Source organism: Pleomorphomonas koreensis DSM 23070, from assembly GCF_000425185.1.
In the GTDB taxonomy this organism is placed as follows: Bacteria; Pseudomonadota; Alphaproteobacteria; order Rhizobiales; family Pleomorphomonadaceae; genus Pleomorphomonas; species Pleomorphomonas koreensis.
In genome coordinates, this window is record NZ_AULH01000001.1 from 44,668 (window position 1) to 64,358 (window position 19,691).

Sequence of the window (19,691 nt, forward strand, 5' to 3'; positions counted from 1 at the left end):
CGCCCTCCTCAGAAGCTCTGGCCGAGGCCGACATACAGGCCGAACTTGGAATCGCCCGGCTCGGCGTCGAGCGGCAGCGCCACGTCGAGCCGGATCGGGCCGAGGCCGGTGTAGTAGCGGATGCCGGCGCCGGCGGCGAGGCGCAGGCCGTTCGAGAAATCGGGATAGCTGGAGGCAAAGGCGTTGCCGGCGTCGACGAAGCCGACCACGCCGAAGCTGTCGGTCACCCTGGCACGCAGTTCGACCGAGCCTTCCAGCTTGGAACGGCCGCCGACCACCGAGCCGTTCTCCTTGGGCCCGAGGCTGCGATAGGCGTAGCCGCGCACCGACGAGCCGCCGCCGGCATAGTAGAGCCGGCCGTTGGGCATCTCGTCGCGCGGCGCGCCCAGCACCGAGCCGACGGCGAGGCGGCCGGCCAGCACGAAGCGGCCGTCGCGGTCGAGCGGCAGGTAGGAGGCGACGGAGGCATCGCCGATGACGCCGGCGTTGCCGAAATTCGCTTCATAGAACGGTTCGAGGCCGAACTTGGCGTTGAAGCCCTCGTGCGGATCGGTCTTGTCGTCGCGGCTGTCGTAGGCGAGGCTGGCCGGCAGGCCGGCGAGCAGGAATTTGTCGGTGCCGTTGACGTCCTCGTCGCGCGAGGCGGTGACGCCGAGGCCGAGCGTGGCGGTGAGCTGTTCGGTGATGGCGTGGCTGAGCGCCACCTTGGCGGCGATCGCCGTCTCGGTATAGGTGTCGGGCGTCTCGCGCTTGGCTTCCAGCGCGGCGGTAAGGTCGGTGAACGGCGTGAAGACGCCCGGCCGGACGAAGGTGGCCGAGAAATCGTAGTTGAAGTCCTTGGGGTCGATGCCGGCGATGCCGTTGACCGCCCCCGACAGCTTCAGCGATTCGGCGTGGCCCCACAGGTTGCGGTGCTGCCAGTAGGCCTCGACGCCGGCGCCGTCCTCGGTGGCGTAGCTGGCGCCGCCACCGACCACCCGGAGCGGCCGTTCGGCGACGTTGAGGGTAAGCGGCAGCTCGCCGTTCGGGCCGAGCGTCTTGGCTTCCTCGATGCGCTGGCTGGAGAACACCTGCAGGCGGCGGAGGTTCTTCTGGCCGCGCTCGATGACCGCCGGGCTGTAGGGCGTGCCGGGCTCGATGCCGGTCATCCAGCCGGTGTAGACGGGATCCATCCGGCTGGTGCCGGTGACCGCCAGTGGCCCGAAGGTGGCGGCCGGACCGGGATCGACGGTGATCGTCACGTCGAGCATCGACGTGTCATGCTGGGCGATGGTGTCGCGCTTGACGATGGTGGCGAGCGGATGGCCGCGCCGCCGCCAGGCGTCGACCAGCAGCTTCTCCGATCCGGTGACGGCGCCGGCCCGCGCCGGCTGGCCGGCGGCGAGGCCGATCTCGGCCGGCGTCGATTTCTTGAAGTCCTCGTCCTCCGGGCCGGGCGGCGGCGCGCCGGCGATCTCCACCTTGCCGAAGCGGAACAGCGGGCCGGGCATGACGCGGATCGCCACCTTCACCGGCTGCGGCAGCTCGGCGTCGGGCGCGATTGTCTGGGGGTCGCGGCCGTCGACGGCGATCTCCACCGTGCCGCCGTAGCGGCCCTCGCGATAGAGGGCGGCGGTGATGCGGCCGTATTCGGCCTTGACGCGGCTGAGGAAGGCGGCGGTCGAGGGCGGCGGCGTGTCGTCGCGGCCGGTCCACAGCGCCGATGCCGAGAGCACGGCGGCGTGCAGGGCGTCGTCGGCGCCGACCGTGTCGATGGCGACGGTATAGTGCTGGGCATCGGGCGAGACGTCCGGGTCTGGCGCTTTCTCGAAGAAGCGGAAGCCGAACAGCTCGAAGGCCGAAGCCGCCGGAACGAACGGCGCCGTCAGCGCGGCGGCCAGCGCCGGCGCGGCAATCAGGCGGGCAATCCGAGAAGGCTGCCGTCTTCCTTTCCCCCGCATCGAGCCGCCTTTCCTCACTCACGCTACCCTACGTTGCTCCTCCTCGGAGCGCCTCGCCAGTAGAGTAGAATAGATCGGGGTTAGCAAACAGGAAAGATGGCAGCGAAGGGCAATTCGTCCCCTTTTCCGCCGGAAAGGGTCCGGAAAGACACGCTTCGGGCGGTGGCGCGGGGCAAGACGCCTCTCGCCAACTCCGGCGGGCGCGGCAACCGGTCCGACGCCGGGAATTGCCGGCGGGCAGGAAAATGGAGTGTTTCCGGGATCTTGTCGATCGCGGAAACACTCGTGGAAGTTGGGGGAGAGATCAGCGGATGCGCAAGCCGCTTTCGTTGAACACGTAGCGCCGGTCGGCCGGGCAGCCGAGCGCGATGGTGTCGCCGGAGCGCACGTCCGGTCCGTCGCGATACTCGACGATCAGCGGCTGGCCATCGGCGAGCTGGCAGTAGAGATAGCGGGTGCCGCCGAGGTATTCGAGCACGTCGACGCGCGCCTCGATGCCGTCGGCGACGCCGACCTGCAGATGCTCCGGCCGGAGGCCGAAGGTCACCTTGTCGCCGGCCGCGAGGCCGTCGCCGGCGATCGGCGCCGCCTCCGGCCGGCCGGCCAGCTTCACCTGACCGTCGCCGAGCCAGACGGCGTCGAGCAGGTTCATGCGCGGCGAGCCGATGAAGCCGGCGACGAAGGCGTTGTCGGGGTCCTCGTAGACCTTGCGCGGGCTGCCGGCCTGCTCGACGACGCCGTCGCGCAGCACGACGATCATGTCGGCGAGCGTCATCGCCTCGGTCTGGTCGTGCGTCACGTAGATCATGGTGTTGCCGAGTTCGCGATGCAGCCGGGCGATCTCGACGCGCATGGAGACGCGCAGCTCGGCGTCGAGGTTGCTGAGCGGCTCGTCGAACAGGAACACCTCCGGCTTGCGCACGATGGCCCGGCCGATGGCGACGCGCTGCCGCTGGCCGCCGGACAATTGGCCCGGCCGCCGGTCGAGTAACTGCTCGATCTTCAGGATGGCGGCCGCCGCCGCCACCCGCTCGTCGATCACCGCCTTCTCGGTGCGCTGCATCTTCAGCCCGAAGGCGAGGTTGTCGCGCACCGTCATGTGCGGGTAGAGGGCGTAGGACTGGAACACCATGGCGATGCCGCGCACCGACGGGTCGAGATCGGTGACGTCGCGGCCCTTGATGGCGATCTCGCCGTCGGTCACCTCCTCGAGCCCGGCGATCATCCTGAGCAGCGTCGACTTGCCGCAGCCCGACGGCCCGACGAACACCACGAAGGCGCCTTCGGGGACTGTCAGGTTGACGCCGTGGATGACCTCCATCGAGCCGTAGCTCTTGCGCACCTCGATCAGTTGAACGCCGCTGTCGGACATCGGTCAGGCTCCGGTCTTCTGGTCGCCGCCGCGCATCCAGACGAGCATCTCGCCCGGCGCGCGGTTGTCCCAGAGATGATAGGGCACGAAGCGCGCCGTGGCGGGCTCGGTCGAGGGCGGCGCCTCGCGGTAGAGCGAGCCCTCGAAGCCGGTGCTGAGGTCGCGCGTCGCCTCGACGTCGAGGGCGACGGCGCCGCCGAGGTCGTCGACGATGGTCTCGCCTGCCCTGGCCGGATCGCCGGTGACAGTGAGCGCGTTGAGGCCATCGCCGTTGTCGACGGCTTCGGCGCAGTAGACCAGCGGCCCGCGCATCAGCGCGAAGCGGCCGGCATCCTGGCGGACGCGCGGATCGGCCCACAGCGCCCGCGGGATCAGCGGCAGGTCGAGATCGACCACCTCGCGGCCGGTCCACTCGCGCTCAAGGCGGGCGTAGCCGCCGACCGTGACGGCGGCGAGATCGACCGCCACGCCGTCGACCGCGAGCTTCGCCTCCTTCGCCCAGCCGGGAATGCGCAGGGAGACGGCGAAGCGGGCCGGCCGTTCCGGCGTGACGGCGATCCGCACGGCGCCGTTCCAGGGATAGCGGGTGGATTGCGTCAGTTCGATCTTCGTGCCGGCCACCTCGGCCTTCACCGCGCTCTCGCCGTAGAGATGGACGGCGATCTCGTCGTCGGCGACGGCATACATGTAGGAGCCGATCGAGGCGACGAGGCGGGCGATGTTGGGCGGGCAGCAGGGGCAGCGGTGCCAGATCCAGCGGTGGTGCTTGCCGGCGCTCTCCAGCGGGTTCTCGTAGAAGAAGGTCTTGCCGTCGAGCGACAGGCCGCTCAGCGAGCCGTTGTAGAGGGCGATCTCCATGATGTCGGCGAAGCGGCGGTCGGGGCCGCGGCCGAGCATGCGGTTGGCCCAGAACACCAGGCCGACCGAGGCGCAGGTCTCGGCATAGGCGCTTTCGTTCGGGAGGTCGTAATAGTCGGTGAAGCCCTCGTTGGCCGCCGACGGCCCGATGCCGCCGGTGACGTACATCTGCTTGGTGACGAGGTCGTCCCAGAGGGTTTCGAGAGCGGCGGTCAGCGTGTCGTCGTTGTATTCGGTGGCGATGTCGGCCATGCCCGAATAGAGATACATGGCGCGCACCGCGTGGCCGACCACCTTCGTCTGCTCGCGCACCGGCTGGTGGGCCTGGTTGTATTCGTAGGTCTTCTGGATGAAGTCGGCCGGGTCGCGGCCGTCGCGGATTGCCTCCTCGGTGAAGTAATGCGGCTCGGTGCCGCGCTCGTCGATGAAATACTTGGCGAGGTCGAGATACTTCTGCTCGCCGGTGACGCGGCCAAGCTTGACGAGGGCAAGCTCCACTTCCTCATGGCCGCAGTAGCCGGCGATCTTGCCCGGCCCGTGGCCGAACACCCCGATCATGTAGTCGGCGTAGCGGCACATGATGTCGAGCAGCTTGCGCTTGCCGGTGGCCTGGTAGTAGGCGACGGCGCCCTCCATCAGGTGGCCGGCGCAATAGAGTTCGTGGAAGTCGCGGAGGTTGGTCCAGCGGCGGCCCGGCTGGACGCGCTGGAACCAGGCGTTGACGTAGCCGTCGGCGTCCTGAAGCTGCTCGTACATGTCGATGATCTTGTCGACGCGCGCCTCCAGTTCGGGATTCGGCCGCCGATAGAGGGAAAAGGCGACCGTCTCGATCGACTTGCCGAGGTCGCTGTCCCAGAACATCTGCATCGTGCCGCCCCAGGGCTGGATCGGGATGACAATGCCGGGGCTGGGCTGCGTCGTGTCGATGGCGCGCACCATGCCGGCCTCGACGCAGCGGTCGAGCAGGGTTTCGGCGGTGGCGTCGCAGACGGCGTCCTGGCGGGCGCCGAACAGGCCGCCGAGCACGACGGACGGCACGGGGACGGGGCGGAACTGGCGGTCTTGTCTGGTCATGGTTCTGGCATCCATCAGGGGGAGGATCACTTCACGGCGCCGGCCATCAGGCCGCGCATGTAGTAGCGTTGCAGGAGCAGGAAGACGAACAGGCAGGGCACGCTCATCACCGTGACGCCGGCCTGGACGGCGCCCCAGTCGATGGCGCCGAGCCGTCCGGCGCGCACCGCCGAGATCAGGATCGGCAGCGTGAACTTGGAATTGTCGGAGAGCAGCACCAGGGCGGCCAGGAACTCGTTCCACGAGTTGAGGAAGGCGAAGATCGCCACGGTGACGATGCCCGGCAGCACCAGCGGCAGCAGCACGCGGACCAGCAGGCGGAAGTCGCGGGCGCCGTCGATGCGGGCCGCTTCCTCGATCTCCTTGGGCACCGCGTCGAAGGCGTTGCGCATCATGAACACCGAGAACGGCAGTTGCAGCGTCACGTAGACCAGCGTCAGGCCGATCAGCGAGTTGTTGAGGCCGAGCCGGGCGAGGATGATGAACAGCGGCGTCAGGATCGACTGGAACGGGATCATCAGCGTGGCGATGATCAGCACGAACAGCGCGTTCTTGAACAGGAAGCGGTAGCGCGAGAAGCCGTAGCCGGCGAGCAGGCTGACGATGACGGTGAGCAGCGCCGTGCCGATCGCCACCGCCGCCGAGTTCAGCGTGTGCTGCCAGACGCCGGCGCCGAAGCTGTCGAGGCTGCGGTAGGCGTCGAGGCTGACGCCGGTGGTCGGCCAGGGCGGGATCGGCGGCAGCCGCGCTTCGGTGCCGTGGCGGAACGACGAGAGTATGGTGATGGCGAACGGCGCCAGGAAGAAGATGGCGAGCAGGAGGCCGGTGCCGTGGTAGCCGCCGGCCGAGAACAGCGCCCGGCGGGCGCGGGCTTCTTTCTTGGTGGTCATGGCCGGTCCTCCCCGACGCGCAGCAGCCAGAGCTGGAAGATGCTGATCAGCACCAGGATGAACAGGAGTACCAGCGACATGGCCGCGCCGTAGCCGAGGTTGAACGACACGAAGGACTGGTTGAAGATGTAGTAGACCACCGAGATCATCTTGTTCTGCGGCCCGCCGGCCGTCATGATGTAGAACTGGTCGAAGGCCAGGATCGAGCCGGTCACCGACAGGATCAGCGACAGCGCCATGGTCTTGCGCATCAAGGGCAGCGTCACGTAGATGAAGCGCTTCCAGCGGTTGGCGCCGTCGATGCGCGCCGCTTCCCCGAGTTCGGTCGGGATCGCCTGCAGGCCGGTGAGCAGGATGATCATGGTGAAGCCGGCCACCTTCCACACCACCATCAGGCAGATGATGAAGAAGGCGCTGTCGAAGCTGGCGAAGAAGTTGGTCTTGAGATCGATCAGCCCCAGCCAGGCGAGCATCGGGTTGAGGAAGCCGCTGTCGACGTTGGCGAACCACACCCAGAGCAGCGAGGCCGAGGCGAGGCCCACCACCACCGGCATGAAGATCGCCGTGCGGTAGACGCCGACCATCCGCCGCTGCCGCTCGACGAACATGGCGAGCGGGAAGGCCAGCGCGAAGATGGCGATGGTGATGATCACCGTATAGTAGGCGGTAAATCCGAGCGCCGAATAGAAGCGGCTGTCGGACATCATGCGGATGTAGTTGCCGAGGCCGATGAAGCGGGTGCCGCCGAGCATCGGCCACTTGTGCAGGCTCATCCAGAAGGTGAACAGCACCGGCAGGATGAAGAAGACGATCACCAGCGCCATGGCCGGCGCGATGTAGAGAAGGCCCTTCCATTGCGACCGGCGCGGTGACCGGCGTTTCGGCCGCGGCCGGCGGACGGGAAGGGAAACGGTATCGGCGAGTGTCATCGCGGCCGCTCTCTTGGGCCATCCGCCCGCAAGGCCGAAGCCTTGGGACGGGAGGCGTAAAACCGGGGGAAAGGCCGGCCGGAAGACGGTGCCCCCCGGCCGGGTCGTCATGGGTTCGACCGGCGCCGTTACTGGGCGTTGTCGATGATCGACTGCATCTCTTCCTGGGCGTTGGCGAAGGCGGCGTCGACGTCGTCGCCGAAGATGGCGGCGTTGGTGAACGAGGCCCACGGGCCATTGGCGCTGTTGATCAGGTCGTTGAATTGCAGCGTGTAGGGCGTCTTGGCGACGGCGATGGCGTCGACGCCGACCTGCATGCGCGGATCGAGGTCTTTGAGCACCTCGGCGGCGATGTCCGAACGGGTCGGCAGGCTGCCGTACTTGGCCATCACCTTCTGTCCTTCCAGCGAATAGGCGTATTCGAGGAAGTTCTTGGCAAGGCCGGCGCGCGGCGAGCCCTTGGTGACGACGAAGTTGTCGCCGCCGGCAAACGACGAGGTCTTGCCGTCGACGCTGGGGATCAGCGAGACGCCGAAGTGGATGTCCGGATGCTCGGTGACCAGCGTGCCGATGGCGAAGGCGCCGAGATTCTGCTGGCCGATCTTGCCGTTGGTGATCGACAGGAAGTTGGTGCCGGTGTCGGAGGCGGCGCCCGGCGGCACCACGCCCGCCTTGACCATGTCGCGATAGTAGCCGACCGCCTTGCGCATCTCAGGCGTGTCGAGCGTCGCCGTCTTGCCGTCCTCGGACAGGAAGTCGGCGCCGGCGCCCCAGGTCAGCGGCATGAAGGTGAAGATCATGCAGCCGCCGCAGCCGCCGCCGGAGAAGTAGAAGCCGTAGGTGTCGTCGCCGAGGGCGCGGATCTTCTTGGCGTTCTCCGAGATTTCCTCCCAGGTGGTCGGCGCCTTGTCCGGGTCGAGGCCGGCCTTCTGGTAGAGGTCCTTGTTCCAGGCGAACACCGAGGTCTCGACCGACAGCGGCAGGCCGTAGATCTTGTCCTCATAGGTGCCGAGCTTGACGTGGCTCGGCGACAGCGAGGCAAAGTAGGGCAGGGCCTTGGCCCAGTCGGTGAGGTCCTCGAGCTGGCCGGCTGCCGCGAAGGCGGGATTGTAGATCAGGTCGAGCGACAGCGCGTCGGGCGCCTGGCCGCCGGCGATGGCGGTGGCGTATTTCTGCACCAGCTCGGAGAACGGCACTTCGGTCAGCTGGATCTTGTCGTCGTGGCTGGCGTTGTAGGCCTCGACCAGCTTGGTGAACGAGGCGCCGATGCCGCTGCGCACCCACATCTGCAGCGTATCGGCGCTGGCCGCCCCGCTGGCGAAACAGAACGTGACGAGGCTGGCCGCGGCCAGCAGCTTGTTGATCTTCATCTCTCTCTCCTCCAAAGCGGGTTTCCTCTTCCCCGCGAAGTCGATGGTCTTCAGGCCGGGACTTCCAGGCCCCGGCAGGACTGGCGGATCACCAGCGAGCACGGCAGCTTGCGGATGCCGGGCTGTACCTCGCGGCCCTCCGACATCGCCAGCACCAGGCGGCCGGCCTCGCGGCCGAGCGTCTTGAGGTTCATGTCCACCGTCGTCAGGGGCGGCCGCGTCTGGGCCGCCATGATGTCCCAGTTGTCGAAGCCGACCACGGCGACGTCCTCGGGCACCCGGACGCCGCGCTCGCGCAGGGCGTCGATGACGCCGCGGGCGATCTGGTCGTTACCGCAGAAGATGCCGTCCGGCCGGTCTCCGCCGCGGTCCCAGAGCTGCGCCACCGCCTCGTGTCCCCAGGCTTCCGACCAGACGCCGTGCAGCACCTCCGGCGGCCCGTCGATCGTCGCGCGATAGGCGTCGGCGCGTTCGCGCACCGACTGGAAGGTCTTGGGGCCGGTGACGTTGACGATCCGCCGGCAGCCGGCGTCGATCAGGCAGCGTACGGCCAGTCGGGCGCCCTGTTCGTCGTCGGAGCGCAGCGTCACTCCGTCGGGCGTCCCCTTGGTGAAGGCGTAGACCACCGGCACGTGAAGCCCCGACAGATCCACCGGCAACTGCCTGTCCAGCCGCTTGCCGGAGGCGATGATGCCGTCGACGCTCTTGTCGAGCATGGCATCGACGTGAACGCGCGCCCGGTCCGAGTCGTCCTCGATGGCGCACAGGAACACCGATACGCCGTGTCCAACCAGTTCCTCCGATATGCCGGCCATCACCGGCAGGGTGAAGCGGCCGTAGGTATCGTTGGTCAGGAGACCGATGGTGAAGCTGCGCTTGGTGATCAGTCCCCTGGCCAGCGCATTCGGACGGAAGCCGACTTCCTGCGCCACCTTCTTCACCCGCTCCCGCGTCTCCGGACTCATCCGCCCGCTGCCGTTCAGGGCCTTGGAGGCGGTGGAGATCGACACGCCGGCGACGGCGGCGACGAGGTGGATGGTGACGCGGCCGCGCTTGCCGCCGATGGTGCTCAGTTTTTCCTCCCCTACGTTTGTTGATGTGAAAAAACCTTTTCTCTTACACGAAGTCAAGGTGAGAAAACATTTTCCCATGTTTTGCGGCAGGACGGCCGGGTCGTTGAACGTCATGCCGCCATGTATTTGGCGATGCTGGATTTTGGCGTACGCCGCGTTTTCTCAGGCAATCGAGTCAGCGTGGTCCGGCGGCGCCGGCCTAGACTAAAAGCGGAGGGGCGCCGGCCGGTTTAGGGGGTGGAGAGACGTGAGGGGGCGCGGCTCCGGGGAAGGACACCGCCCGGCCGGCGAACGAAAACGGAGGAGCGATCCGCCGGGACCGCTCCTCCGCCATTGTCGTTGCCTCGGGCCGCCCGTCAGGCGAGTAGGTGGCCGACGGCCTTGCGCCAGCCGGCGAGATGCTTCTCGCGCGCCTCGGCCGGGAGAGCCGGCGTGAACCGCGTCTCCTCGCCGCCCGAGGTCATGGCGATGCCGAGGCCGTGGAAGGCCACCGACGCCGCGCCGAGGGCACTGACCTCGGGGAACTTGCCGCGGCGGAGCGGCCGGTCGAGGATGTCGGCCTGGAACTGCATCAGGGCGTCGTTCAGCGAGGCGCCGCCGTCGACGGAGAGGCCGGCAAGCGGCGCGCCGATGTCGGCCTCCATGGCGGCGAACACGTCGGCCACCTGGAAGGCCACCGCCTCGACGGCCGCCCGCGCCAGATGCGCCGGCTGGGTGCCGAGCGAGAGGCCGGAAATCTCGCCGCGCACGTCGTTGCGCCACCACGGCGCCCCGAGGCCGACCAGCGCCGGCACGAAGGCGACGCCGTTGCTCGACGGCACGGTCATGGCGAGGTCGGCCAGCGCCTTGGCGTCCTTGAGGCCGAGCAGCGAGGCCATGAAGGCGACGGTCTGGCCGGAGACGGAGATGTTGCCCTCAAGGGCGTGCCACACCGTGCCGCCGAGGCTCCAGGCGATGGTGCCGGAGAGGCCGTGGCGCGAGCGCACCCGCTCGGGCACCAGCGACATCAGCGACGTGCCGGTGCCGTAGGTCGCCTTGACGGTGCCGGGCGTCCGTACGCCGTGGCCGAACAGCGCGGCGTGCGAGTCGCCCATCATGCCGTGGATGGGCAGCCCGGCGGGGAGGGCGGTGGCGCCGGCCGCCGTGTCGCCGAAGCGGCTGTCGGAGGCTTTGACCTCGGCCAGCATCGCCCTGGGCACGCCGAACAGCGCGCAGAGGTCGTCGCTCCAGGCGAGCCGTCCGGTGTCGTAGAGCTGGGTGCGGCTGGCGTTGGAATGGTCGGTGGCGTGCACCTTGCCGCTGGTGAAATTCCACAAGAGCCAACTGTCGACGGTGCCGGCCCTGATGGCGCCGGCTGCTGCCCGCGCCCGTCCGTCGGGAATGCGGTCGATCAGCCAGGCGATCTTGCTGGCCGGGAACAGCGGGTTGATGCCGAGGCCGGTTGTCGCCTCGACGAAATCGCCGTGGCCGGCGGCGATCAGCGCCTCGCAGGCGGCGGCGGTGCGGCGGCATTGCCAGATGACGCAGGGGGCGAGCGGCTTTCCCGTCGCCGCGTCCCAGACGACGATCGACTCGCGCTGGTTGGAGACGGCGAGCGCCGCCACGTCGGCGGCGCGCGGGTGGGCGGCGAGTTCGTCGACCACCGCCCGGACCGCCGCCCAGATGGCTTCGGCCGACTGCTCGGCCCAGCCGGGCTCGGGATAGTCGACGCTCATCGGCCGCGAGGCGGCGGCGACCACCGCGCCGGTGCGGTCGACCAGCAGCGCCTTGGTGTTGGTGGTTCCCTGGTCGATGGCGAGAATGAGCGCGCGGTCCATCATTGCCTCTTGCGGCTTATCGCCTTCAGCGCGGCGGCGGAAATGCCGGCGGCGGTCAGACCGAAATGCTCGAACAGGAAGTCTACCGAGCCGGTGGGTACGAAGCCAGGGAAGCCGACCATTTCCATCGGCACCGGCCGGTTGAGGGCCAGCGTCTCGGCCACGGCGCCGCCGAGGCCGCCGCGCACGCTGGCCTCCTCGACGGTGACCACGGCGCCGGTGCCGGCGGCGTCGATCACCGCTCCGACGTCGAGCGGGTTCATCCAGGCCATGTTGACGACGCGCGCCGACACGCCTTCGGCGGCCAGCCGATCGGCGGCAGCCAGCGCCCGGCTGAGCATGACGCCGTGGGCGAGGATGGCGACGTCGTCGCCGGCCCGCAGCACCTCGGCCTTGCCCGGCTCGACGCCGACGCGCGTGTGCGGCACCGCCGGCACCGGATAGCGGCTGACGCGGACAAACACCGGCCCCTCGTAGGCGGCGGCGAAGCGCAGCGCCGCCTCCATCTCCTCGGGGTCGGACGGCACGATGGTCAGGAGGTTGGTGAGCGGCCGCAGCCAGGCGAGGTCCTCGATCGAATGGTGGGTGGGGCCGAGTTCGCCGTAGGCAATGCCCGGCGACTGGCCGCACAGCTTGACGTTGGTGTTGGAATAGGCGACGTCGGCCTTCACCTGTTCGAGCGCCCGCCCGGTCAGGAAGCAGGAGGCGCAGGAGACGAAGGGGATCTTGCCGCCGTTGGCGAGGCCGGCGCCGACGCCGACCATGTTCTGCTCGGCGATGCCGACGTTGATGGTCCGCTCCGGCCAGCGCTTCTTGAAGCCGCCGAGCTTGGACGAGCCGACGCTGTCGTTGACCACGACGACGATGCGCTCGTCGGCCTCGGCCAGCGATTCCATCGTCCTGGCGAAGGTGTCGCGGCAGTCGTAAAGGCCGGCGTCGATCTTGGGGGCGGCGGACATCAGATCAGCTCCTTCATCGCCTGGGCGAACTGGTCGGCATTGGGCACGCCATGGTGCCAGGAGACGTTGTCCTCCATGAAGGACACGCCCTTGCCCTTGATGGTGTTGGCGATGACGCAGAGCGGCTTGTCGCGGCCGGCCGGATCGGCGCCGAGCACGTCGAGGAGGGCGGCGTGGTCGTGGCCGTCGATCATCTCGACGTGGAAGCCGAAGGCCCGCCACTTGTCGTCGAGCGGGTCGAGGCCATTGGTGGATTCGGTGCGGTCGCCCTGTTGCAGGCGGTTGCGGTCGACGATGACGGTGAGGCGGTTGAGCCTGTGGTGGCCGGCCGCCATGGCGGCCTCCCAGTTGGAGCCCTCCTGCAATTCGCCGTCGCCGGTCAGCACGAAGGTGCGGTAGTCCTTGCCGGAGAGCTTGCCGGCGATGGCGATGCCGACGGCGACCGGCAGGCCGTGGCCGAGCGGCCCGGTGTTGGTCTCGATGCCGGGGAGATAGTTGCGGTTGGGATGGCCGTTCAGCTTGGAGAGCGGCTGCATGTAGGTCTTGAGCTGGGCCTCGGGGAAATAGCCGGCGAGAGCCAGCACCGAATAGAAGGCGCCGGTGCAGTGGCCCTTGCTCATGATGAAGCGGTCGCGATCGGGATGGCGCGGCTCGGCCGGGTCGTAGCGCATGACGCCGAAATAGAGGCTCGCCAGCACGTCGGCCGCCGAGAAATCGCCGCCGGGATGGCCGAGCTGAGCGTCGTGGACCATGGTGAAGGCGCAGCGGCGGATGCCGAGCGCCTTGGCGCGGACCAAGTCGATCCTGTCGGCGCCGGAAACCGGCGCCGGGGCGAGTGTGAGGGACATGTGTCGTTCTCCCGCGTTGCGGCCGGCGGCCGTCAACAGAAGGCCTTGAGGCCGGAGGCCGTCAGCAAAAAGCCTTGAGGCCGGAGGCCGTCAGCAAAAAGCCTTGAGGCCGAGCGTCGGCGCGGCCTCGCCGTTGTGGTGGTAGATGGGCAGCTTCAGGTAGCGGCTGACCGCCTCCTCGACGATGCCGGCCACCTCTCCGCGCACCATGGCGACGTGATGCTCGAAGCCGTTCTGCGTCACCACCTTGAGGAGCTGCCTCAGCTTCTCGACGCGGATCACCGCGATGCCGCCATCCATGCCGTAGGGGTCGTCGGTGAATTCGCCGTCGCCCACATAGGCCTTGAGGGTGGCGTTGAGGTCGTCGGAGGAGAAGCGCAGGAAGCTCATCGGCCCGGCCTTCACCTTGCCCTTGACGGCGCCGAAGCACTTGTCGCGACCGATGGTCTCGCCGAGCACGTCGAGTTCGCCGATGTTGGGCGTGTCGCCGAAGAAGCTCTTCGGATAGTTGCCGCAGTGGGTGCCGACGCACTTCTCCGGGTCGTAGCCGTAGTTGTTGTTCCAGTCGAGGATGGCGGCCGGCTGGCCGGCGGCCAGCGTCAGCGCGTACATCGAGAGCGTGCCGAGCACGTCGACCTCGCAGGCGCTTGGCATCAGCTTCTCGCCCATCATGCTCATCGACAGGCAGGTGGCGCAGCCGTAGTTGTCCTGGAGCGACCGCCAGCACTGGATCGCCGAGGCGTCGCAGTCGTTCTCGCCCATCCACTCGTCGATGGCGATGCCCCACTTGGCCTGCTTCAGCACCTGCTCCGGCCGGATGTGGGCGTCGATCCTGCCGTAGCCGCCGATCGCCGCCAGCTTGTCCTTGACGGAGGCCGCGCCGTCGTCGATCGCCCTGGCGCGGCCGATGATCTCCGACAGGTCGACCGGCACCACGGTGACGCCGATCGCCTGCAACAGCTTCTCCGAATAGCGCATGGTCTGGAACGGCGCCGTGCGGGCGCCGATGGCGCCGATGCGGGCGTGGCGGATGCCGCGCACCGTGCGGCAGACGCGGGAGAAGGCGTCGAGGTCGCGGCCGAACTCCTCGCCGTCGAGGTCGGAGGTGTGGCTGGTGGTCTCGCTGAAGGGGATGCCGTAGTTGTAGAAGTTGTTGGCCACCGAGATCTTGCCGCAGAAGGCGTCGCGGCGGCTCTTGACGTCGACCTTGTCGAACTCGTCGTTGCAGGCCTGGAGGAGGATCGGCACGTTGAGGCCGGCGGCCATCACCATCTCGACGATGGCGATCTCGTCGCCGAAGTTGGCGAGCGAGATGACGAGGCCGTCGATGTCGTCCCGGTGGGCGGCGAAAAAGCGGCCGTAGAGCTTGGCGTCGTCGCGCGTCTGCACGGCGCCGTTCACCGTGGCGTCCACCGGCGGCATCAGCGTGCGGATGCCGAGGCGCGCCGCCTGCGCTTCGAGGTCGTCGCGCGCCTTGATGCAGGGGGCGCCGTTGAAGAACTGCCGGCTGCCCACCACCAGGCCGAGGGTCACGTCGCGCTTGAACTTGTCCGTCATGTCCGTCCTCCCGTCGGTCGGTATGTCCGCCGACATGAATTTCAGTTTTCGATTTTTATCGCTTTCTTTCGTTTGATGATGTTTTTTAGGGGCCGTTTTGTCAATAGGATTTTTGCGTCGATCCGCACCGTTGCGGGGCCTGTCGCGGCCTCCGGCGGCCGGGCGCGGCAAAAAGGCATGGCCGGCGGCCGGCAAACGGCGTTATAAGGCTCGCAAGAAAGCGAAGGTTCCAATGGCGACAGAATCATCGAATGGTAGCGGAACGGACGTAGCGCCGGCCGGCCGGCGCGGCGCCGCGGCGTCGGAAACGACTACCTTCACCGGCCTGCTCGCCGAGCCCCGGCGCATGAAGATCCTGGAATGGCTGCAGGAGGAGGGCAGCGCCCGCGTCCGCGAGCTGTCGCAGGCCTTCAAGGTGTCGGAGGCGACCATCCGCCAGGACCTCGAACGGCTGGAGCAGGACGGCCACATCCTGCGCGAGCACGGCGGCGCCTACCTCAAGACCGTGCAGCAGCAGGTCGGCACCATGTCGCTGCAGCACATCGAGAACATGGACAGGAAGCGCAAGATCGGCGCCAGGGCGGCGTCGCTGGTCAAGAACAACGAGACCATCATCCTCGACGCCGGCTCGACCACCACCGAGATCGCCCAGCGCCTGACGACGCGCGAGAACCTCACCGTCATCACCAACGCGCTGAACATCGCCATCATCCTCGGCGCCGTGCCGGGCTATGCCGTGCACATGCCGGGCGGCCAGTTCAAGGCGCCGACGCTGTCGCTTTCGGGCGACAAGTCGGTCGAGTATTTTCGCAACATCTTCGCCTCGAAGCTGTTCCTCGCCACCGCCGGCGTGTCGGTCGACGCCGGCCTCACCTATCCGAGTTTCGCCGACCTCCAGCTCAAGGAGGCGATGATCAAGGCGGCCGCCCACGTCTATCTCGTGGCCGATTCCTCGAAGATCAACCGCACCTCCTTCACCCGCCTCGGCAACCTCGACGTGATCCATTCCTTCGTCACCGACGACGGCATCGCCGACAGCGACGCCAAGGAATTCGAGCGACGCGGCATCGAGCTGATCGTCGCGAGCTGACCACCGCTCGGACACTCCCTGCAATTCCCTTGTACGCCGGCCATCGACCGGTCGGCTGGCCTCCGGCTGGCCGCCGCTGCTGCGTGCCCGGTGGTCGCCGGCCGCCGTGAGATCATCGACTTTCGAGTGTCATCGACTTTTGTCTAATGGCGTCGGATCGGCGGAAGACGTTCGCTATCGGATGATCGATCCCTTTGGCGGATGACTGTTTTTTCCGGGAAACTCGGCAGGGGACGGCCGATGCGCGGGCCGTCCGGCTGTTCTGGCGACCAGGATCGGATCAGAACCACAAATGATCCGTTGACAAACGATAGAAAACGAAAATAATCGAAACATCAGGTCCGGGGCGAGGCTCCCCGAAGACCATGGGCATCCCACGATCGGACTGACGGTCCGGTCGGAAAGCGGCTGCCGGAGGAAAAGCGAGGCGTTCGCCTGTCGACCTGATGATCCGGTCGGGCCGATGAACGCTTTAGGGAGGACGAGCATGCCAGACCATGCCGAGCCGCGCGGCCGTCGTGCCGGCGGGGCCGACGAACATTCGCTCGCCGTTGCCGATGGCCGGGCGGCACTTTCCAGGCGTCATGTCGTGGCCGGCCTGCTGGCGCTCGCGGCGGGCGGCTGCAAGATCCTGCCGATCGTCAGCAAGGAGGAAGCGGCCCAGCAGAAGTTCAACGGCGCCGACTACGTCGCCAAGCTGTGGGACGCCGAGGTCATTCCGGTGGTCCGCGACAAGGCGCATCCGATCGAGGCGGTGCTGTCCGCCGTCGAGGGCGGCCTCGACAAGGCCGGCCCGGAGTTCGGCCACCGCCCGGCCGAGGAGGGCAGCCCCTGGAGCTTCGTCGTCAGGGGCACGGCGACCATCAAGGAGAAGAACACCGCCTCGCGCGCCGGCACGGCGCTGATCGAGGTATCGACCGAGAAAGGCCCCGTCCCCGTCACCATCCAGATCGGCCCGGTGATCAAGGGCAATTCGCTGCGCGACGCCATGCCCTTCATCAACTTCCAGAACTTCACCAACCAGCTCGAATTCGCCGAGGTCGGCCGCGCCTTCAACGGCCGCGTCACCACCGAGTTGCAGCCGGCCATCGACGCGCTGGCCCCCGGCCAGACCATCGACTACGCCGGCACCTTCTCGCTGAATTCGGCCTCCGACAGGATCCTGCTGACGCCGGTGTTGCTCGGCCCGGCGGGAGGCGCCAAGTGAGCGCCGTCGAGAAGGCCGACACGCCCGAGGTGATCCTCAGGGCCGAGAAGATGACCCGCGTCTTTCCGGGCACCGTCGCCCTGGAGGACGTCGACTTCGACGTCTACGAGCGCTCGGTCAACGTGCTGATCGGCGAGAACGGCGCCGGCAAGTCGACCTTGATGCGCATCCTCGCCGGCGTCGACCAGCCGACCTCCGGCCGCATCGTCATGGGCGGCGAGGAAGTGCGGTTCTCCTCGGTGCTCGACGCGGCGCGGCAGGGCATCGGCATCGTCTTCCAGGAACTGAACCTCTGCCCCAACCTCACGGTCACCGAGAACATCTTCCTCGGCCGCGATATGACCCGCGCCGGCGTCCACATCGATATGGCGCGCCAGCGCGAGCGGGCACGGGAACTGCTCGCCCGCCTCGAGCACGACATCGACCCGGATACGCTGGTCGACGACCTCCGCATCGGCGAGCAGCAGATCGTCGAGATCGCCAAGGCGCTGGCCGACGACGCCCGCGTGCTGATCATGGACGAGCCGACGTCGGCGCTGTCGGCCTCCGAGGTGGAGGTGCTGTTCCGCGTCATCGCCGAGCTGAAGAAGTCCGGCGTCGCCATCATCTACATCTCGCACCGCCTGGAAGAGCTGGTGCGCATCGGCGACTATTTCACCGTGCTGCGCGACGGCCGCTTCCAGGCCAGCGCCCCCAAGGGCGAGGCGACCATCCCCTGGATCATCCGCCAGATGCTCGGCACCTCGGAATTCGCCAGGCGCCAGGCGCGTCAGGTGAAAGTCGGCGAGGCCGTGCTGTCGGTGAAGGGGCTGAAGCTGCCGCGCGTCGGCGGCGGCTATCTGGTCGACGACGTCAGCGTCGACTTCCGGGCCGGCGAGATCGTCGGCATCTACGGCTTGCTGGGCGCCGGCCGCTCGGAGCTGTTCGAGAGCCTGTTCGGCCTCCGGGCCGAAGCGCGCGGCGAGGTGGCCATCGGCGGCCGACGGGCCGATCAGTTGCCGGTGTCCCGGCGCATTGCCGCCGGCCTGTTCCTGGTGCCGGAGGACCGGCAGCGCGACGGCCTCGTCCAGAATCTCACCGTCGGCAAGAACCTGTCGCTGGCCAGCCTTGCCAAGGTGACCCGGTTCTTCACCGTGCAGACCGGCCCCGAGCGCCAGGCGATCGACCGGCTGTTCCGCGCGCTGCGCATCAAGGCGCCGTCGCCGGACACGCCGATCACCTCGCTGTCGGGCGGCAACCAGCAGAAGGTGGTGATCGGCAAGAGCCTGATGACCGAGCCGCGCGTGCTGCTGCTCGACGAGCCCACCCGCGGCATCGACATCGGCGCCAAGGAGGAGGTGTTCCGCACCATGCGCGAGCTGGCCGACCAGGGCCTCGCCGTGGTGTTCGCCACCTCCGACCTCAAGGAGGTGCATGCGGTGTCCGACCGCGTGCTGGTGATGAGCCAGGGGCGGATCACCGCCGACCTGCCCGATCATCAGGCCACCGACGAGGTGATCGTCCGCGCCTCCACCAGGGGACACGCCGACCCCATTCCTGCCCACGACCACCCGGCTCAGGATCAGTGACCATGACCAATACCGTTGCCACCCCGGCGGCCGACGCGCCCAAAGGACAGTCGACGCTGCTCCTGCTGCTGCTGAAGCTCAGGACCTTCATCGCGCTGATCGCCGTCGTCGTCTTCTTCAGCCTGATGGCGCCCAACTTCGTCACCGTCGCCAACGCGGTGATCGTCTCCAAGCACGTGGCGATCAACGCCTTCCTGGCCATCGGCATGACCTTCGTCATCCTGACCGGCGGCATCGATCTCTCCGTCGGCGCCATCGTCGGCCTGGTCGGCATGGTGGCCGGCGCGCTGGTGCTCTACGGCATCCCGCTCGAGATGTTCGGCGTGGTGATCTATCCCTCCGTCTGGGAGATGATCGGCATCGCGCTGCTGGTCGGCACCTTCGTCGGCCTCGTCAATGGCCTCCTGATCACCCGCATGCAGGTGGCGCCGTTCATCGCCACGCTCGGCATGATGTATGTCGCCCGCGGCACGGCGCTGCTGATGTCGGGCGGCGCCACCTTCCCCAATCTCGTCGGCAAGCCCGAGTTCGGCAATCAGGGCTTCCCGGTGCTCGGCTCCGGCACCATCCTCGGCATTCCCCTGTCGATCTGGCTGCTGCTGGTGGTCGCCGCCATCGCCGCCTACATCGCCACCAAGACGCCGTTCGGCCGGCAGATCTACGCCGTCGGCGGCAACGAGCGCGCCGCCACGCTGTCGGGCGTCAACGTCAACCGGGTGAAGCTCGCCGTCTACATGATCTCCGGCTTCTGCGCCGCCATCGCCGGCCTGGTCGTCGCCTCGCAGCTGGTCGCCTCGCATCCGGCCTCCGGCGAAACCTTCGAGATGAACGCCATCGCCGCGGCGGTGCTCGGCGGCACCTCGCTGTCGGGCGGCCGCGGCACCATCGGCGGCACCATCGTCGGCGCCTTCGTCATCGGCGTGCTGTCCGACGGCCTCGTCATGATGGGCGTCTCCGAGTTCTGGCAGATGGTGATCAAGGGCGTCGTCATCGTCGGCGCCGTCATTCTCGACCAGATGCAGCGCCGCATCGCCCGCAACGCCCGGCTTGGTTGAGATCCGGGCTGACAATTCCGGCGCCGGCCGAAGCCCCGGCCGGCACCGACGACCGCGGCCGTCGACCCCCGACGTAGCCGCGAC

The 19,691-nt window shown here is 68.1% G+C and carries 15 protein-coding genes; 4 read left to right on the top strand and 11 right to left on the bottom strand.

Features of this window, described 5'->3' with window-relative positions:
- Window positions 1–8 precede the first annotated feature (8 nt).
- From H512_RS0100220 to H512_RS0100270, 11 genes are all read right to left on the bottom strand, one after another.
- Window positions 9–1,940, bottom strand: a complete 1,932-nt coding sequence (locus H512_RS0100220) for an autotransporter assembly complex protein TamA (protein WP_053239421.1) — start codon at window positions 1,938–1,940, stop codon at window positions 9–11.
- Between the two features lie 304 nt (window positions 1,941–2,244).
- Window positions 2,245–3,312 (bottom strand): ABC transporter ATP-binding protein, encoded by a 1,068-nt coding sequence (locus H512_RS0100225; protein ID WP_026781814.1) that lies wholly within the window; start codon window positions 3,310–3,312, stop codon window positions 2,245–2,247.
- Between the two features lie 3 nt (window positions 3,313–3,315).
- Window positions 3,316–5,244, bottom strand: a complete 1,929-nt coding sequence (locus H512_RS0100230; RefSeq protein WP_156899261.1) for a glycoside hydrolase family 127 protein — start codon at window positions 5,242–5,244, stop codon at window positions 3,316–3,318.
- Window positions 5,245–5,270: 26 nt separating this feature from the next.
- Window positions 5,271–6,134, bottom strand: a complete 864-nt coding sequence (locus H512_RS0100235) for a carbohydrate ABC transporter permease (protein ID WP_026781816.1) — start codon at window positions 6,132–6,134, stop codon at window positions 5,271–5,273.
- Window positions 6,131–7,063, bottom strand: coding sequence for a carbohydrate ABC transporter permease (locus tag H512_RS0100240; protein ID WP_026781817.1), 933 nt, complete (start codon window positions 7,061–7,063; stop codon window positions 6,131–6,133). Before H512_RS0100240 ends, H512_RS0100235 begins: the two co-directional genes overlap by 4 nt.
- Before the next feature lie 128 nt (window positions 7,064–7,191).
- The gene (locus tag H512_RS0100245) at window positions 7,192–8,433 is read right to left on the bottom strand and encodes an ABC transporter substrate-binding protein (protein WP_036789350.1); all 1,242 of its coding nucleotides are present in this window, start codon (window positions 8,431–8,433) and stop codon (window positions 7,192–7,194) included.
- Between the two features lie 50 nt (window positions 8,434–8,483).
- A complete protein-coding gene (locus H512_RS0100250; protein WP_026781819.1) occupies window positions 8,484–9,506 on the bottom strand; it encodes a LacI family DNA-binding transcriptional regulator in 1,023 nt (340 codons plus the stop codon).
- A 356-nt stretch (window positions 9,507–9,862) separates the two neighbouring features.
- Window positions 9,863–11,326, bottom strand: a complete 1,464-nt coding sequence (locus tag H512_RS21900; protein ID WP_245585322.1) for an FGGY family carbohydrate kinase — start codon at window positions 11,324–11,326, stop codon at window positions 9,863–9,865.
- Window positions 11,323–12,282, bottom strand: a complete 960-nt coding sequence (locus H512_RS0100260) for a transketolase family protein (protein ID WP_026781820.1) — start codon at window positions 12,280–12,282, stop codon at window positions 11,323–11,325. The genes H512_RS21900 and H512_RS0100260 overlap by 4 nt, the downstream gene beginning before the upstream one ends.
- Window positions 12,282–13,034 (bottom strand): transketolase, encoded by a 753-nt coding sequence (locus H512_RS0100265; protein ID WP_036789490.1) that lies wholly within the window; start codon window positions 13,032–13,034, stop codon window positions 12,282–12,284. The genes H512_RS0100260 and H512_RS0100265 overlap by 1 nt, the downstream gene beginning before the upstream one ends.
- A gap of 186 nt (window positions 13,035–13,220) precedes the next feature.
- A complete protein-coding gene (locus H512_RS0100270) occupies window positions 13,221–14,687 on the bottom strand; it encodes an L-fucose/L-arabinose isomerase family protein (RefSeq protein ID WP_026781822.1) in 1,467 nt (488 codons plus the stop codon).
- 346 nt (window positions 14,688–15,033) lie between these two features.
- Here H512_RS0100270 and H512_RS0100275 point away from each other — a divergent pair, with 346 nt between their 5' ends.
- The 4 genes from H512_RS0100275 to H512_RS0100290 all read left to right on the top strand — a co-directional run bounded on the left by H512_RS0100275 (window position 15,034) and on the right by H512_RS0100290 (window position 19,607).
- Window positions 15,034–15,777, top strand: coding sequence for a DeoR/GlpR family DNA-binding transcription regulator (locus H512_RS0100275; protein ID WP_245585323.1), 744 nt, complete (start codon window positions 15,034–15,036; stop codon window positions 15,775–15,777).
- A gap of 487 nt (window positions 15,778–16,264) precedes the next feature.
- Complete coding sequence (locus tag H512_RS0100280; protein ID WP_026781824.1) at window positions 16,265–16,984, top strand: DUF2291 family protein; 720 nt, start codon at window positions 16,265–16,267, stop codon at window positions 16,982–16,984.
- Window positions 16,981–18,552 (top strand): ATP-binding cassette domain-containing protein, encoded by a 1,572-nt coding sequence (locus H512_RS0100285; RefSeq protein WP_026781825.1) that lies wholly within the window; start codon window positions 16,981–16,983, stop codon window positions 18,550–18,552. The genes H512_RS0100280 and H512_RS0100285 overlap by 4 nt, the downstream gene beginning before the upstream one ends.
- Before the next feature lie 2 nt (window positions 18,553–18,554).
- The gene (locus tag H512_RS0100290; protein WP_026781826.1) at window positions 18,555–19,607 is read left to right on the top strand and encodes an ABC transporter permease; all 1,053 of its coding nucleotides are present in this window, start codon (window positions 18,555–18,557) and stop codon (window positions 19,605–19,607) included.
- The last annotated feature ends 84 nt before the right edge of the window (window positions 19,608–19,691 follow it).